General features: G+C 74.4%; 12 protein-coding genes and 1 tRNA gene. 1 reads left to right on the top strand and 12 read right to left on the bottom strand.

Annotated features, from left to right (window positions below; genetic code table 11):
* Positions 1 to 42: 42 nt before the first annotated feature.
* The 12 genes from G446_RS0105025 to G446_RS0104960 form a co-directional block, all read right to left on the bottom strand.
* A complete protein-coding gene (locus tag G446_RS0105025; protein ID WP_026409323.1) occupies positions 43 to 654 on the bottom strand; it encodes a 50S ribosomal protein L25/general stress protein Ctc in 612 nt (203 codons plus the stop codon).
* A 282-nt stretch (positions 655 to 936) separates the two neighbouring features.
* Positions 937 to 1,710 carry a type I 3-dehydroquinate dehydratase gene (gene aroD / locus G446_RS16065; RefSeq protein WP_034469215.1) on the bottom strand — a complete coding sequence of 258 codons (774 nt, stop codon included), beginning with the start codon at positions 1,708 to 1,710 and terminating at the stop codon, positions 937 to 939.
* Positions 1,707 to 2,831, bottom strand: coding sequence for a Ppx/GppA phosphatase family protein (locus G446_RS0105015; RefSeq protein WP_026409322.1), 1,125 nt, complete (start codon positions 2,829 to 2,831; stop codon positions 1,707 to 1,709). The genes aroD and G446_RS0105015 overlap by 4 nt, the downstream gene beginning before the upstream one ends.
* Before the next feature lie 106 nt (positions 2,832 to 2,937).
* Positions 2,938 to 3,450 (bottom strand): DUF501 domain-containing protein, encoded by a 513-nt coding sequence (locus G446_RS0105010; protein WP_026409321.1) that lies wholly within the window; start codon positions 3,448 to 3,450, stop codon positions 2,938 to 2,940.
* The gene (locus G446_RS16060) at positions 3,447 to 4,052 is read right to left on the bottom strand and encodes an FtsB family cell division protein (RefSeq protein ID WP_051285666.1); all 606 of its coding nucleotides are present in this window, start codon (positions 4,050 to 4,052) and stop codon (positions 3,447 to 3,449) included. Before G446_RS16060 ends, G446_RS0105010 begins: the two co-directional genes overlap by 4 nt.
* A 292-nt stretch (positions 4,053 to 4,344) precedes the next feature.
* Positions 4,345 to 5,631 (bottom strand): phosphopyruvate hydratase, encoded by a 1,287-nt coding sequence (eno, locus tag G446_RS0104995; protein ID WP_026409319.1) that lies wholly within the window; start codon positions 5,629 to 5,631, stop codon positions 4,345 to 4,347.
* Positions 5,632 to 5,857: 226 nt separating this feature from the next.
* The gene (locus tag G446_RS18635) at positions 5,858 to 6,394 is read right to left on the bottom strand and encodes a hypothetical protein (protein ID WP_026409318.1); all 537 of its coding nucleotides are present in this window, start codon (positions 6,392 to 6,394) and stop codon (positions 5,858 to 5,860) included.
* Positions 6,395 to 6,611: 217 nt separating this feature from the next.
* On the bottom strand, positions 6,612 to 10,487 hold the full coding sequence (gene mfd / locus G446_RS0104980) for a transcription-repair coupling factor (RefSeq protein WP_026409317.1): 3,876 nt from the start codon (positions 10,485 to 10,487) through the stop codon (positions 6,612 to 6,614).
* Positions 10,488 to 10,709: 222 nt separating this feature from the next.
* The gene (locus G446_RS0104975) at positions 10,710 to 12,458 is read right to left on the bottom strand and encodes a DUF7926 domain-containing protein (RefSeq protein ID WP_051285665.1); all 1,749 of its coding nucleotides are present in this window, start codon (positions 12,456 to 12,458) and stop codon (positions 10,710 to 10,712) included.
* A gap of 367 nt (positions 12,459 to 12,825) precedes the next feature.
* A complete protein-coding gene (locus tag G446_RS0104970) occupies positions 12,826 to 13,800 on the bottom strand; it encodes a ribose-phosphate diphosphokinase (RefSeq protein ID WP_026409315.1) in 975 nt (324 codons plus the stop codon).
* A gap of 82 nt (positions 13,801 to 13,882) precedes the next feature.
* Positions 13,883 to 14,890: a bifunctional UDP-N-acetylglucosamine diphosphorylase/glucosamine-1-phosphate N-acetyltransferase GlmU gene (locus tag G446_RS0104965; protein WP_026409314.1), complete on the bottom strand. Its 1,008-nt coding sequence runs from the start codon at positions 14,888 to 14,890 to the stop codon at positions 13,883 to 13,885.
* Positions 14,891 to 15,041: 151 nt separating this feature from the next.
* Positions 15,042 to 15,113: transfer RNA gene (locus tag G446_RS0104960), tRNA-Gln, on the bottom strand.
* A gap of 130 nt (positions 15,114 to 15,243) precedes the next feature.
* Between G446_RS0104960 and G446_RS0104955 the strand changes: the two genes are divergently transcribed.
* Positions 15,244 to 15,876 (top strand): TetR/AcrR family transcriptional regulator, encoded by a 633-nt coding sequence (locus tag G446_RS0104955; protein ID WP_026409313.1) that lies wholly within the window; start codon positions 15,244 to 15,246, stop codon positions 15,874 to 15,876.
* The last annotated feature ends 42 nt before the right edge of the window (positions 15,877 to 15,918 follow it).

Raw genomic sequence — 15,918 nt, 5'->3', positions numbered from 1 at the left:
CCGGGCCCCTTCGCGAACGCCCCGGGGGCGGGGTCGCCGGGCTCACTCCGCCTCGGCGGCGGCCGGGGCCTCGGCGGCGGCGGCCTCGTCCTCGGGGGCCTCGGCCACGGCGGCCTCGGCGGCCACATTGACGACGTCGGTCTCGGCGTCGGTCACGGCCTCGACGCCGGAGGGCAGGGACAGGTCGGCCACGTGGATGGCGGTGCCGGCCCCGACGCCGGTGATGTCGACCTCGATGGCCTCGGGGATCGCCGTCACGGAGGCGGAGACGAGCAGGTGGGCGAGCTCGATCATGTGGATGGTGCCGGGCTCGGGCTCGCCGACGACGGTGACGGGGATCTCGACCTCGACGCGCTCGTTGCGGTTGACCAGGAGGAAGTCGACGTGCTGGACGCCCGGGCGGATCGGGTGGCGCTGGACCTCCTTGGTCAGCACGAGCAGGGTCTCGCCCTCGATGTCGAGCTCGATGAGGGCGTTCTCGTTGGAGCGCAGGGCGAGGCGGGTGGCGTGCTCGTCCAGGACGACGTGGCGGGGCTCCGAGCCGTGGCCGTAGACGACGGCGGGGACGAGCCCGTCGCGGCGGGCCTGGCGGGAGGCCCCCTTGCCGAGGCGGGTGCGGTTGGTGCCCTTGAGCGTGGTGGCCTTGTTCGCCATGAGGATCTCCTTGTCTTGGGCGGGGCGCGGACCCCGCGGGTGGTGGTCCGGCGCGCCGACGCGCGGCGCCGCGGGCACCACCACGTCGATCACGGATGCGCGCCGGGCGCGCGTCCCTCGCCGGGGCAACGCGGCCACTGTACGCGAGGCGCCCGGGTCCGACGAGGCCGGCTCCGGTGACGCCGCCCACCTCAAGCCGTTCGGAGCGATCCCGACGGCGGGTCCGGGCGATTCCCCGGCCGGACCGGCCGGCCCCGGCGGATTCAGGCGATCCCTCCGCGACTACGGCCGATTCCGCGGGAGGGGCGGGAGGAGGTCGAGGACGGCGCGGACCCGGTCGATGGGCAGCTGGCCGGGCGCCGACGGCGCGCCACCCGCGGTGGCGAAGGTCAGGGCCGACCCGAACACCGCCCCGCTCAGCCGGCTCACCGCGCCGAGCGGCCCCATGGACATGGTCGCCACCGCGACGTCCAGCTCCTCGCCCGCCCGCGCCGTCACGCCCAGCAGCCGCGCCACGTCCCGGGGGCCGCTCGGCATGACGGCGAGCTTGGCGACGTCCGCCCCCGCGTCCGCCATGGCGCGCAGCCGCGCGAGCATGGCCTCGTCGGCGGGCGTGGCGCGCAAGTCGTGGTGGGAGACGACGACGTCGAGGCCCGCCCCGTGGGCCCGGGCCACCAGCCCGGCCGCGCCCCCGCGCGCCTGCTCGACGTCGAGCGCGGCCGGCCGCCGGGCCGCCTCGAGACCGGCGAGGTCCTCGATGAGGCGGCGGAGCAGGTCGCAGTAGGCGTCGTCGTCGAGCCCCGCTCCCCCGCCCTCGGCGGCGGTGCGCACGGTCAGGAGCACCGGCGCGCCGCCCGCCGCGTCCACGACGCCGGCCGCGAGCCCGACCGCATCCCCGAGCGGGTCGGGGCCGGCGAGCAGGTCGGCCCGCAGCTCGACGACGTCGGCCCCGGCGGCGGCGGCGGCGCGCGCGTGCGCCAGGCAGGTCGCGGCGTCGGCCCCCGTGGTGGCGACGGCGACGGCGACGCGCCCGTCGGCCGGCAGCAGCCGGCTCACCGCGGCCCGCCCGCCGGGCCCCCGACCGGCCGCACCAGGGACAGGGCGATGCCGTCGAGGATGTCGTGCAGGCTCGTGACGGTGCAAGTGAGCCGGTGCCCGCGCGCCGCGGTGGCCTCCACCACCCGGGCGATGACCTCGGACCACACGAGGGCGCCGGCGGCGATGACGTCGCGGCGCCCGGGCCGCAAATACCCCCACGACTCCCGCTCGGCGGCCGTGGAGTGCACGATCGCCTCGCAGGAGGCCAGGGCCGTCCCGACGTCGAGGCGGGCGCCGTCGATCGCCTCCGGCTCGAAGGACTCCAGGCCCAGGGCGTGGGCGGTGACGGTGGTGATCGTGCCGGCCAGCCCCACCAGCTCGCGGGTCGCCCCCAGGTCGACGACGGCGCCAGCGCGGTCCAGCAGGGCGCGCACGTGATCGCGGGCGGCGGCCTCGGCGGCCGGGGTGACGCCGTCGGCCAGGTAGCGCTCGGTCACGCGCACGGACCCGGTGTTCATGGAGTAGGCGGTGGCGGGGGCGTCGACGCCCAGGACGAGCTCGGTGGAGCCGCCCCCCAGATCCGTCACGAGGCGCCGCGTCCCGCCGGCGCCGGGACGGATATCGGCCTCGGGCCCGGCGGCATCGCCGAGTCCGGTGGGGCCGACGGCGCCGGTCTCGGGCCCGGCGGCGGCGGCCTCGGGCCCGGCGGCGGCGTGTCCGGCGTCGGCGCCGGGGAACGCCCCTCCGCCGTCGGCCCCCAGCAGCGAACCGGCGAAGGACAGCCGCGCCTCCTCCTGGCCGGAGACGACCTCCGGCTCGACGCCGAGCAACTCGCGCACGCCCTCGACGAAGACGGCGCGGTTGGAGGCGTCCCGGGTGGCCGAGGTGGCCACGAAGCGCACGGACTGCGCCCCGAGCTCGCGGCACCGGTCCGCGTAGTCCCCGACGACGGCCAGGGTGCGCTCCAGCGCCGCCTCGTCGAGCCGGCCCGTGCGGTCCACGCCCTGCCCCAGGCGCACGATCTCATTGAGGCGCACCAGCGGGACCAGGCGCACGGCGCCGCCGGAGGACGCCCGGGCGTCGGCGATGAGCAGACGGATCGTATTGGTGCCGCAGTCGATGGCGGCCACGCGTGTCATACCGGGATCCTCTCACACGGGATCCTCGCCGCGGCGCGCGAACCCGCGCCGCGGCGGCCGCCGGGGTCGCGGCCGCCCCTGCCCGGGACGCCGGCGCCCGCACGGCTCAGCAGGAGCAGCGCCGGTCGTCCCACAGGCCGCGCTCCCTGAGCGCCGCCAGGGTGAGGTCGCCGATCGGGTTGACGCCCGGACCGGCCGCGAGCGCGTGGCCGAGCAGGGCGTGCAGGCACTTGACGCGCGCGGGCATGCCGCCGGCGGAGACTCCGTCGATCTCCTGCGGCGCGCCGAGCTCGGCGCGCCGGGCGAGGTAGTCCTCGTGGGCGCGCGCGTAGGCGGCGGCGAGGGCGGGGTCCGCGCGCAGCCGGGCGTTGAAGTCCTCCATGAGGTGCTCGGCCTCCAGGGTGGAGCAGCCCCTCACGGCGGCCGGGTGGGTGAGGTAGTAGGTGGTCGGGAAGGGCGAGCCGTCGGGCAGGCGGGGGGCGGTGCGCACCACCGTGGGCCGCCCGCACGCGCAGCGGGCGGCGATGGCGACGACGCCGCGCGGTTCGCGGCCGAGCTGGGCGCGCAGGGCCTCCAGGTCCTCGGCGCGAACGCCGGCCTCGGGCGCCGCCGCCGTCACGGCGCGCCCCCGGCCTCTTGCACCGACTCCTGGAGGGTCTCGTACCAGGGCCGGGCCCGGGCGCCGTCGGCCTTGGCGCGGGCGTGCTCGGCCTCGTCCTCGAACTGCTCGGCGCCGACGACGACGTAGGTGGTCTCCCCCGGCATGACGTAGGACAGGCGCTCGCGGGCCTGGGAGCGCACGTAGTCGTCGTCCTGCCACTGGGCGAGCTCGGCCTCCAGGGTGGCGGAGGTGGCGCGGGCCCGGTCCAGCTCCTTGACGATGGCGTCGTACTGGGCCTGCTGGGACAGGTAGCCGCGCAGGGACGGGAAGGTGACGACGAACGCCCCCAGGAGGACGACGGCGAGGATGAGGACCCGGGCGGGGACCGCGACGCCCTCGGGGCCGCCCACCCGCAGCACCGTCTGCTGGTAGGCGGCGGCCGACTCCGGGTCGGAGGGGGATGCGGGGCCCGGGGCGGTCGCGGCGGGCTCCTTCGTCGTGTTCGTCGTCGTTCGTTCGCCGCTGCGCGGGCGCACGGCGGTGCGGGCGGCGGCCCGCCCGCCGGTGCGCGACCCGGGGCGGGTGCCCGGTCGGGCTGGGGAGGGGCGGCGCGGCGTCATGCAGGCGATGATGGCCCAAGGACCTGGGAGGCGGCTCCATGCCTCGCTGCCGCGTTGCTCACCCGCCCGCTGTCGCCGAGACCGGCGGATATGACATGCGATTCGATGCGCTGCGGGGCGCCCGCCGCGCGCGGAGGCCGGCCCGCCACCATCGCGGGTGGCGGGCCGGCTTCGCTGAGGGCGCCGAGGACTCGGTCGCCGTCGTCGGCGCTCACCGGTCGGCCCGGGCCGTCGCGGACGACGGCGACCGGGCCGACCGGGGCGGGTCCGCGTTTCGCGGGCCCGGGCGGGCTCAGCCCTTGAAGCGCGGGAAGGCGGCGCGGCCGGCGTAGACGGCGTCCTCGCCCAGGGCGTCCTCGATGCGCAGCAGCTGGTTGTACTTGTTGATGCGCTCGCCGCGGGCCGGGGCGCCGGTCTTGATCTGGCCGGAGTTGGTGGCCACGGCCAGGTCGGCGATGGTGACGTCCTCGGTCTCGCCGGAGCGGTGGGAGGTCATGGTCTTGTAGCCGGCGCGGTGCGCCATCTCGACGGCCTCGAGGGTCTCGGTGAGCGAGCCGATCTGGTTGACCTTGACCAGCAGGGCGTTGGCGGCGCCCATCGCGATGCCCTTGGCCAGGCGCTCGGGGTTGGTGACGAAGAAGTCGTCGCCGACGATCTGGACCTTGTCGCCGATCTCCTCGGTCAGGGCCTTCCAGTGGTCCCACTCGTCCTCGCTCAGCGGGTCCTCGATGGACACGATCGGGAAGTCCTTGATGAGCTGCTCGTAGTACTTGACCATGTAGTCGTTGTCGCGGGCCTCGCCCTCGAACTTGTAGGTCTTGGTGTCGGCGTCGAAGAACTCGCTGGAGGCGACGTCCATGGCCAGGCCGACGTCCTCGCCGGGCTTGTAGCCGGCCTTCTCGATGGCCTCGACGATGAGCTCGAGGGCCTCGCGGTTGGAGTCGAGGTTGGGGGCGAAGCCGCCCTCGTCGCCCAGGCCGGTGGACAGGCCGCGCTCCTTGACGACCGCCTTGAGCGAGTGGTAGACCTCGGCGCCCATGCGCAGGGCCTCGCGGAAGCTCTTGGCGCCGATGGGGGCGATCATGAACTCCTGGATGTCCACGTTGGAGTCCGCGTGGGAGCCGCCGTTCATGATGTTCATCATGGGCACGGGCAGGACGTGGGCGTTGGGGCCGCCGATGTACTGGTACAGGTCGAGTCCGGCGGACTCGGCGGAGGCCTGGGCGGCGGCCAGCGAGACGCCGAGGATGGCGTTGGCGCCGAGCTTGCCCTTGTTGGGGGTGCCGTCGAGGCCGATCATGAGGCGGTCGAGGCCGCGCTGGTCGGAGGCGTCGAAGCCGATGACCTCGGGGGCGATAATGTCGTTGACGTTGGCGACGGCCTTCTCGACGCCCTTGCCGCCGTAACGGGACTTGTCCCCGTCGCGCAGCTCGACCGCCTCGAAGGCGCCGGTGGAGGCGCCGGAGGGGACGGCGGCGCGGGCGGAGGAGCCGTCTTCCAGCAGGATCTCGACCTCGAGGGTGGGGTTGCCGCGGGAGTCGAGGATCTCGCGGGCGTGAACGTTCTCGATGAGGGCCACTTTGGGTGCTCCTTGCTGATCTCGTGATGAGGACGGTCACAAGACTACCGGCCGACGGCGTCGGGCACGAGGATATGAGTCCCGGGCATTCCGGTGTTCACGCCCGGCGTGACGGCGCCGCCCTCCCGCCGCCGCCCGTCGTCGGCGGCCGCGACCGGCGCGCCGCGCACGACGCGGCCGCCCGCCGCCGCCCGTCGTCGTGGGCACGACGGCGCGCCCGCGGAGATCAGCCCGCGCCGAGGGCGGCGGTGCGGTCCTGGATCACCCAGGGGCCCGGCTCCTCGTAGCGCGGGGAGTGGGTGAGGGTGAGGCCGGCATCGATGGCGGCCAGGTCGGCGGCGAGGCCGACCCGCGCCTGCTCGCCGAGGCTCTGGAGCCCGCCCACGATCCCGTAGCTGCGCGCGATCAGGATGGCGTCGTCCGAGTAGGTCTCGGCCTGCACGCCCGAATTGCGCAGGATCGTCTTGGCCTGCTCATCGGAGACGGTCACGCCGTACTTCTCCCCCACCTCGATGTACATGGGAGCCAGGGCGAGCATCTGGAGGAGATCGGCCGGGTTCTCCCGGGTGACGGCGAGCTCCTCCGTCACGGCGGCGAACCTGGTCTCCGAGACGTCGAGCGTGTGGGTGGTCCCGTCGAGTCCGGTGTAGTGGCCGAACACGGCCCGCCCCGGGTGGGCCGAGCAGCCCGTCAGGGCCAGGCCCGCGACGAGGACGGCGCAGGCGGCGAGGAGGCGCGCACGGCGCGGAGGACGTGGGGTCACGACGGGCTCCTTGGGACGACTCGCGGTTTGCGGCCATGCTAGCCCTCCGCCCGCCCGCGCACGACCGCCGCCAGCACCCGGGAGGCCCCGGCCGCCTCACCGTCGTCGCACCCGCCCGGCCGTTCACGGCGCCGCTTCGAGCGGATGCATCGAATCGCAAGCGGTTTCCGCCGGTCTCGCATGTCGTTTCCGCCGGTTCCGGCGAAAGGGGGAGGGGTCAGCGGCGACGGCGGTAGGCGGTGGCCTCCGTCTCGTAGGCGGGATCGCCCTCGACGACGGCGCGCAGGAGCACCTCGGCCCAGCGCAGCAGCGCCTCGCCCTCCACCGGCCCGGCGCCCATGCGGGCGGCCCCGGGCGCGGGCACCACGATCGTGCGGGTCGCCGGCTTGAGCGTGGTCCCCGGGTACAGGCGCGTCAGGCGCAGGCGCCCCGACTCGGCCAGCTCCACCGGGGCAAGGCGCACCGACTTGCCCTGGGCGACGATCTCGCGCACCCCCAGGCGGGCCGCCAGCGCCCGCAGCCGCGCCAGGGCCGCCAGGCGCCGGACCGGCTCGGGCACGGCCCCGTAGCGGTCGGCGAGCTCGTCGAGCACGTCGTCGACGTCGGCATCCGAGCGCGCGGCGGCGAACTTCGTGTAGGCCTCCAGGCGCAGGCGCTCGTGGGGCACGTACTCCTCGGGGATGGTGGCGTCCACGGGCAGTTCGATGCGCAGGTCCTCGTCGATCTCCGCCCCGGCCCCGCCGTCCCCGCCCCCGTCCCCGACCTTGAGGGCCCTCTTGTAGGCGGTCACGGCCTCGGCGACCATGCGCACGTACAGATCGAAGCCGACCCCGGCGATGTGCCCGGACTGCTCCCCGCCCAGCAGGTTGCCGGCGCCGCGGATCTCCAGGTCCTTCATGGCCACCTGCATGCCCGCCCCCAGGTCGGTGTTGGCGGCAATGGTGCGCAGCCGCTCCAGGGCGGTCTCGGTCAGGGGCCTGTCGGCGGGGTGGAGGAAGTAGGCGTAGGCGCGCTCGCGCCCGCGGCCCACGCGCCCGCGCAGCTGGTGGAGCTGGCTCAGCCCCATGCGGTCGGCCCGGTCGACGATGAGGGTGTTGGCGTCCGTCACGTCCAGGCCGGTCTCGACGATCGTGGTGCACACCAGCACGTCGATCTCCCTGCGCCAGAAGTCGTCGATGACCCTCTCCAGGCGGGACTCGCCCATCTGCCCGTGGGCGACGGCGACCCTCGCCTCGGGCACCGTCTCGGCCAGGCGGGAGGCGACGGCGTCGATGTCCTCCACCCGGTTGTGGACGTAGAACACCTGGCCCTCGCGCAGCAGCTCGCGCCGGACGGCGGCGCGGACCTGCCCCTCCTCGTAGGCGCCCACGTAGGTGAGGATGGGGTGGCGGTCCTCGGGCGGGGTGGCCAGGGTGGACATCTCGCGCAGGCCGGTCACCGCCATCTCCAGGGTGCGCGGGATGGGGGTGGCCGACATGGCCAGGACGTCGACGTCGGTGCGCAGGGCCTTGAGGGTCTCCTTGTGCTCCACCCCGAAGCGCTGCTCCTCGTCGATGATGACCAGCCCCAGGTCCTTGAAGCGCACCCGCCCGGTGATCAGGCGGTGCGTGCCGATGACCACGTCGACGCTCCCGTCGGCCAGGCCCGCCAGGACCTCGGCGGAGGCAGCGGCGTCCTGGAAGCGGGAGAGCTGGGCCACCCGCACGGGGAAGCCGGCGTAGCGCTCGGTGAAGGTCTCGGTGTGCTGGCTCACGAGCAGGGTGGTGGGCGCGAGGACGGCGACCTGCTTGCCGTCGGCCACGGCCTTGAAGGCGGCGCGCACGGCGATCTCGGTCTTGCCGTAGCCGACGTCGCCGCAGATGAGCCGGTCCATGGGCCGGGGCTTCTCCATGTCCGCCTTGACCTCGTCGATGGTGGCCAGCTGGTCGGGGGTCTCGGTGTAGGGGAAGGACTCCTCCAGCTCGGACTGCCAGGGGGTGTCGGGGCCGAAGGCGTGCCCGGTGGCGGCGGCGCGGGCGGCGTAGAGGCGCACGAGCTCCCCGGCGATCTCCCGCACGGCCCGCCGGGCCCGGGACTTGGTCCTGGCCCAGTCCGCCCCGCCCATCCGGTTCAGGGCGGGGGCGTCGCCGCCGACGTACTTGGACACCTGGTCCAGGGCGTCGGTGGGCACCAGGAGCCGATCGCCGGGCTGGCCGCGCCTGGAGGGGGCGTACTCGATGACGACGTACTCGCGACTGGCGGCGCTGCGCCCGCCGCCGACCTTCCGGCGCAGGAGCTCGACGAAGCGCCCCACGCCGTGCTGGGCGTGGACGACGAGGTCGCCGGGGCGCAGCGAGAGCGGGTCGACGCTGCGGCGGGCGCGGCGGGCGGGCAGGGCCTTGCGCTCGCGGGGGCCGGCGCCGGCGCGCCCGGTCAGGTCGGACTCGGCGATGAGGGCCAGGCGCAGCCCCTCGGCGACGAAGCCGTGGCCGGTCCCGGCCCGGGTGACGCGCACGACGCCGTCGCCCGGGCCGCGCCCGGAGCCGGCGGCGCCGTCGGCGTCGGCGGAGTCGGTGTCCCCGGCGGCGTCGGCGGGAGCGGTCCAGTCGGCATCGCGGCCCAGGTCGGCGGGCTCGTCCAGGTGGGTGACGATGCGGGCGGGCACGCCGCCGTCGGACAGCAGGGAGGCCATGCGCCGCGCGGGGCCGGGCCCGTCGGTGGCGACGACGACGCTCCAGCCCCCGCGGGCCAGGGCCCCCAGGTCGGCGACGGCCTCGTCGAGCCGACCGGCGTAGCCGCGCGGGTCCCGCAGGGGCAGCTCGAGCGCGTCCGGACCGGCCTTGAGGGAGGTGAGGGACCACCAGCCGCGGTTCGTGGACAGGGCCAGGGCGCGGGCCTGCCCCAGGGGGGCGAAGGCGGCGGCGGACAGGTCCACGGGGGCCCGGCCCCCGGAGGCGGCCGAGGTCCAGGCGGCGGCGAGGAACTCGGCGGTCGTGGCCACGAGGTCCTCGGCGCGCCGGCGCAGGCGCTCGGGCTCCAGGGCCACGACGAGGCGATCGCCGACCAGGTCGAGCAGCGGCACCATGCGCCCGGCCAGGACGGGGGCGAGGGACTCCATGCCCTCCACCGCGATGCCGTCGGCGATCTTGTCCAGCATGTCGGCGGCGCCGGGGATGGAGTCGGTCAGGGCCCGGGCCCGGGCGCGCACGGCGTCGGTGAGCAGCAGCTCGCGGCAGGCGGTGGCGGTGACGGCGCCGACCTCCTCGATGGTGCGCTGGTCGGCGACGGCGAAGGAGGAGACGGACTCGATCTCGTCGCCGAAGAAGTCCACGCGCACCGGGCGGGCCAGGGTGGGCGGGAAGACGTCGAGGATGCCGCCGCGCACGGCGAACTCGCCGCGGTTCTCCACCATGTCGACCCTCGTGTAGGCGGCGTCGGCCAGGCGGGCGGTGGTGGCCTCGAGCCCGACGTCGAGCCCGGCGTCGAGGCGGATGGGCTCGAGCTCGCCCAGGCCCTCGATGACGGGGGCGAGCAGGGCCCGCACGGGGGTGATGAGAATGCGGATGGGGCCGCGGGAGGGGTCGGCGGGGCGCCCGGGACCGGCGTCGCCGTCCTCGGGGTGGGCCAGACGCCGCATGACCGCCAGGCGCGCGGCCACCGTGTCGGCGCGCGGGGAGAGCCGCTCGTGCGGGAGGGTCTCCCAGGCCGGGAAGACGGCGATGTCGGTGCCGGGCGCGTAGCAGGTCAGGGCGGCGGACAGGGCCTCGGCCTCGCGGGTGGTGGCGGTGACGACGAGGAGCGGGGTGCCGCCGGCCGCCCCGGCGCCGGGGGCGGTGGCTGCGGGGGTCGGGTCGGTCCGGTCCGCGGCGGCCGGGGTCTCCCGGCCCGCGGCGTCCCGGTCCGGGGCGGGCCGGGCCGGGGTCTCCCGGGCCGCGGCGCCGACGGCGCGGGCGACGCCCTCCTCCCCGTAGGCCATGGCCGCCAGGACGGCGGGCCGGGCCCCGGCGGCGACGACGGCGCTGCGGTCGGTGCGCCGGCGGCGGCCGGCGTCGGCGACGAGGCCGGCGATGACGGGGTCGGTGAGCAGCGGGGGCAGGAGGGCGGTCAGGCGCACGCTGCGGAGTGTAGAGCCTCGCCGCGCCGGCCCCGCCGGGCCGGTGCCGGCCGGCCTCCCGCGCGCCCGGCGACGGCGTCGGGACCGGCCCCCGCGCGCCCGACGCGGGCGCCCGCCCCTCGCGCGCCCCGATAACGGCGGTCGCGCCGGCCGCGGCGGGTCCTCCCGCCACGACCGGCACGACCGCCGGCGATCCGCGTCGCCTCTTAGGACCCCGTCCGCTCAGGCCCGGGTGCTACGACGACGGCGCAGCATCAGCGCGCCTCCGCCCAGGAGGGCGCCGCCGGCCACCAGCAGCGGCACCAGGACGCTCGCGCCCGTCGAGGCCAGCGAGGAGTTGCCGGGCTTGGGGCTCGGGCTGGACGGCGCCGGGTTGGGGTTGGACGCCGCCGGGCTCGGCGACGACGTCGTCGGGCTGGGCACCGCCGGGTTGGGGTTCGGGTTGGGGTTGGGGTTCGGGTTGGGGTTGGGGTTCGGGTTCGGCTCCGGGTTCGGCGGCACCGGCGTGAGCGTCGCCGTATTGGTCAGCGTGACCGCGGTGGCCTTCTGGTTCTCGACGGTGAAGGTGTCGGTCTTCTCCTTATCCTGCTCCCCGCCGACGGTGAAGACCGGCTCGCCCCAGGTGTATCCCTCCGCCGCCGGGGAGGCGCTGGCCGGGTCCTCGCTCAGCGTGATCGTGGTCCCCGCGGGGAAGGTCCCCGGATAGGCGACCGCCTTGCCGAGCTCGACCTTCATGGTCGTGGAACCGGTCTTGTTGTCCGGGTTCAGCGTCCCCGGCGCCTGCCACCCCGTGTAGGTGCTGGCCTTCTCGGGCAGGACGTAGTTGACCGTGACATCGAAGGCCGTTCCCGTGGGGACCTTGTTGGCCGCGTCGCCGTCGGCCTGCTTGAGGACGTCGAACCCGCCGAAGCCGGCGGCCATCTCGACGGAGACGTTGAAGGTCGACGTGTAGGTCTGGCTGTTGCTGGCCTCCTCGCCATTGGGGATGGAGACCTTGTTCTCGTAGCTGAAGCCCCGCTCGGGCGTGCCCGTCTCGAAGGCGGACTGGTAGTAGATGCGGTAGTTGGCGCCCGGCTTGAAGGGGCCGGTGACCGAGATCGTGGCGGTGTTGCCCTCGATCGCGGGCGTGATGGTGAACTTGCTGTCGTTGAGGCCCCCGTTGCCATCGGCCAGGGTGACGCCCTTGTCGGGGAAGTCCCCGTTGGCCTGACCCCAGTACTGCAGCTGCCAGCTCGCCGGGTCCGTGACGAACGTCGAGCCCGTGCCGAGGGTGTCGGTGAAGACGATGGTGCTGTTCGTCTGGCCGTCCACCGTCACGCCCTCGAGCTGCTTGGCGATGTAGTCCGCCCCGAAGTCGATCTCCCAGTAGATGTTCCTGGAGTTCTCGCCGATGACCGACCCGACCTTGCTCATGTGCCACTCGACGGGGTCGTGGGGCCGGATGCCGCCGGTCCCGGGCAGGTCCACGTCGACGGCGTTGCCGTTGACGGTCATCTGCGTCGTCTCAGAGGTGGTCTGGCCGATGACCAGCAGCAGCGCGCTGGTGGTCCCCTTGAAGCTGGTGAAGCCGGCGGCCTTGAGCTCGTCGATCTTGTCGTTGAAGGTGCAGGTCGCCGTCGTCTTATCCAGGGTGCACGTGCCGACCTCGGTGACCTGGCCGTTGTAGGTGACCGCCATCGACGCGGTCTGGGGCTCCACGAGGTTGGTGAAGTAGTCGCCCAGGCCGATGCTGAAGCTGTCCCCCGACGTGGGGTTCGCGCCGGTGGCGTCCCATGTGAAGGACAGCTTGGCGATGTCCTTGACCTTGACGGGGCCCTCGAGGTCCGCGCCGGTCTTGTCGGACTTGGTCAGGGTGAGGTCGGTGACCTTGATGCCCGCATTGACGTCGGCGCGCGCCGGGGCGCTCAGACCCGGCAGGACGAGGGCGAGCGAGGCGAGGGCGGTCAGGAGCGCGAGCAGAACGACATCCACCCGCCTTCGCGTCCTCATTCCGGCGATCCGCCCGACGGGCGGCGTGAATTCACGCATCAGCACTCCTAGGGAAGAGAGTATGAGCTCCGTGATCGGTGTTAGACGGAGACTTGGGACAGTGCGCCCGCGCGCAGCCCGTTCAGGGCATCGGGGGCCCAACCAGGGTAGAGGCCCGTCGATAGAAAATTGTGACCGATAGACGATCGCGACCTAATCGTGATCTGGCTGTGACAATTCGAGTGACCGACCTCCCACGAATGGGGCGGCCGCCCCCGTATCGGGGAGCGGCCGCCCCACTTGCCGCGGTTCGGCGCGTCAGGCGGCGGACCGCGATCCCGGTTCCCGTGTCACGACGGCGTCACGCCCCTCACGCCTCGAACAGGCGGGCGACGCTTCCGTCGTCGAAAACCGCCTTGATCGCGCGCGCCAGGAGCGGGGCGATGGGCAGAACCGTCAGGCGCTCGAAGCGCTTGGCCGCCGGGATCGGCAGGGTGTCGGTGACGACGATCTCCTTGGCCCCGCAGGTCGACAGGCGCTCGACCGCCGGACCGGTGAGCACGCCGTGCGTGGCGGCCACGATGACCTCCTTGGCCCCGGCGGTCATCACCACCCGGACGGCCTTGGCGATGGTCCCGCCCGTGTCGATCATGTCGTCGACCAGAATGCAGGAGCGGTCCTTGACGTCGCCGACGACGCGGTTGGCCACCGACTCGTTGGGGCGGGTGACGTCCCGGGTCTTGTGGACGAAGGCCAGCGGCGTGCCCCCCAGGGCGTTGGCCCAGCGCTCGGCCACGCGAATACGGCCGGCGTCCGGGGAGACGACGGCCGCGCGGGAGGCGTCGATGCGCCCGCGGATGTAGTCCACCAGCACCGGCTGGGCCCACAGGTGGTCCCAGGGCCCGTCGAAGAAGCCCTGCTCCTGGCTGGAGTGCAGGTCCACGCTCATGAGCCGGTCCGCGCCGGCCGTCTTGTACAGGTCGGCCACCAGCCGGGCGCTGATCGGCTCGCGCCCCAGGTGCTTCTTGTCCTGGCGGGCGTAGGGGAAGAAGGGGGCGACCACGCTGATCCGCTTGGCCGAGGCGCGCTTGAGGGCGTCGACCATGATGAGCTGCTCCATGACCCAGTCGTTGACCCGGTCCCCGTGGGACTGGACGACGAAGACGTCGCAGCCGCGCACCGACTCGTTGAAACGGACATAGGTCTCGCCGTTGGAGAAGTCGTAGGCCGTGGAGGACAGCACCTCGGTGCCGAGCTCGCGGGCGACGGCGGCGGCCAGCGCCGGGTGCGCGCGCCCGGAGACGATGACCAGCCGCTTCTCCCCGCTGGTGATGATGCCCGTCATGAACTCGTTCCCCTCTCAAGGGCCCTGGGGCCCCGGTTGGTGCGCGCGGCCCGGACGGTCACGCCTCGGTGCTATTCCGCTCTCAGACCCCGCGGGCCGGAGCGTCGCCGTCGAGCAGGCTGAAGGGCGCCACGCGGGCGCCCGCCGGGATGTCGACGTCGGTCAGGATGGAGTAGGCGCCCACGCGCGTGCCCTCGCCCACCCGGGTGCGCCCGCGCAGCAGTGCCCCCGGCTCGAGCTCCACGTCGCGGGCCAGCTCGACGGTCACGTCGACCCAGGTGGAGGACGGGTCGGTCACGCTGACGCCCTCGACCATCCACCGCCTCAGGACGCGGCGGTTGAGCTCGGCGCCGAGAGCGGCGAGCTGGACCCGGTCGTTGCAGCCCTCGACGAGCCAGTGGTCGGAGACGACCAGCGCGGAGGCGGACAGCCCCTGACTGTGAGCGCGGGCGACGACGTCAGTGAGATAGATCTCACCCTGGTCGTTGTCCGTGCCCAGGGTTGCCAGGGCGTCGCGCAGGTGCGCGGCGTCGAAGACGTAGACGCCGGCGTTGATCTCGCGCACCGCCCGCTGCTCGGGCGTGGCGTCGCGGTGCTCGACGACCCCGGCGACCGCGAGCGCGTCCGGCCCGCCCGCGCGGATGACGCGGCCGTAGCCGGTGGGGTCGTCCAGCTCGGCGGTGAGCAGGGTGACGGCGTCGCCCCTCTCGCGGTGCTGGGCGACGAGCGCCTCCAGGGTGGCCGTGTCCAGCAGGGGCACGTCCCCGCTGGTGACGACGACGGGGCCGGTCAGCTCGGCGGGCAGGGCGGCCAGGGCGCAGGCCACGGCGCGGCCGGTCCCGGGGATCTCGTCCTGGTCGGCGGGCACGGCGTCGGGGGCGACCTGGGCCAGGTGGGCGACGACGGCGGCGCGCTCGTGGCGGACCACGACGACCAGGTGCTCGGGGCGCAGGCCCCGCGCGGCCGTCACCGCGTGGTCCAGGAGGCTGCGCCCGCCGATGCGGTGGAGCACCTTCGGGGTGGTCGAACGCATCCGGGTTCCCTTGCCTGCGGCCATGACGATGACGGCGGCGGGGGTCGTGGAAGCCACAAGTCCTCTTCTCGCTGATGCTCACGGTGCGCGGACCCGGGGCCCGCGGCCTCATCCTATGTCCCCGGTGCGCGCCGAACGCGGTAGGCGGGGCGAGCGCCGTGTCACGAAGCGGTCGCGGCGGCCGTCGGGCGCGGCGTCGGCCGGTCCGCTCCGCCCCCAGGGTTCGAACCCGGGCCTCAAGGCTCCAAAGGCCTGCGTGCTGCCACTACACCAGGGCGGAACGCCGCGGCCGGGCCTCACCGGCCCCGCGGCTGCGGGCCAGTGTCTCACACGGCCCGTCCATCCACGGGAACCCGGCCGGCCCGCCCGCGCCCTCCTGCGGGCCCGTGCGGCGCGGCATGATTGTGCCCATGGCGAGCAAGGCGAGCAAGCGGACCCGGATGAGCGCGAGTGAACGGCGCGAGCAGCTCATCGACGTCGCCCGGCGCCTGTTCGCCGAGAAGGGCTTCGAGGGCACCTCCATCGAGGAGATCGCCAGCCGGGCCAAGGTCTCCAAGCCGGTGGTCTACGAGCACTTCGGCGGCAAGGAGGGGCTCTACGCCGTCATCGTCGATCGCGAGCTCACCGCCATCTCCTCGACCATCACCGCCTCGCTGCGCTCCTCGGGCTCCCCGTCGATCATCCTCGAGCGCGCCGCCCTGGCGCTGCTGACCTACATCGAGGACTCCCCCGACGGCTTCCGCCTGCTGTCCTCATCCACCGACCGGGCCGCGCGCACCTACTCGACGCTCCTGGCGGACGTGGCCATCCAGGTCTCGGGCATTCTCGCCTCCCAGTTCTCCGACCACGGGATCGATCCGCGCACCGCCCCGCTGTACGCCCAGATGCTCGTGGGGATCGTCTCCTCGCCGGCGTGGTGGTGGCTGGAGAATCGGGCCATGAGCAAGGAGGAGGCCGCCGCCCACATGGTCAACCTCGCCTGGAACGGCCTGCGGGCCATGGAGCCCAAGCCCGAGCTGCGCGACGGCGGGCCGGACCGGTAGCGGGGGCCGCCCGGGATTCCCCGACCCTGCCCCACAAGGCCG

The sequence above is a fragment of the Actinomyces dentalis DSM 19115 genome (genome assembly GCF_000429225.1).
Classification (GTDB): domain Bacteria; phylum Actinomycetota; class Actinomycetes; order Actinomycetales; family Actinomycetaceae; genus Actinomyces; species Actinomyces dentalis.
This window is presented reverse-complemented; position numbering and strand designations above follow the sequence as displayed.

Coding starts and splice junctions, on each gene's coding strand:
- G446_RS0105025 (WP_026409323.1), bottom strand. CDS start 654: ATGGCGAACAAGGCCACCACGCTCAAGGGCACCAACCGCACCCGCCTC.
- G446_RS0105015 (WP_026409322.1), bottom strand. CDS start 2,831: ATGACACGCGTGGCCGCCATCGACTGCGGCACCAATACGATCCGTCTG.
- G446_RS16060 (WP_051285666.1), bottom strand. CDS start 4,052: ATGACGCCGCGCCGCCCCTCCCCAGCCCGACCGGGCACCCGCCCCGGG.
- G446_RS0104970 (WP_026409315.1), bottom strand. CDS start 13,800: ATGACGGGCATCATCACCAGCGGGGAGAAGCGGCTGGTCATCGTCTCC.
- G446_RS0104955 (WP_026409313.1), top strand. CDS start 15,244: ATGGCGAGCAAGGCGAGCAAGCGGACCCGGATGAGCGCGAGTGAACGG.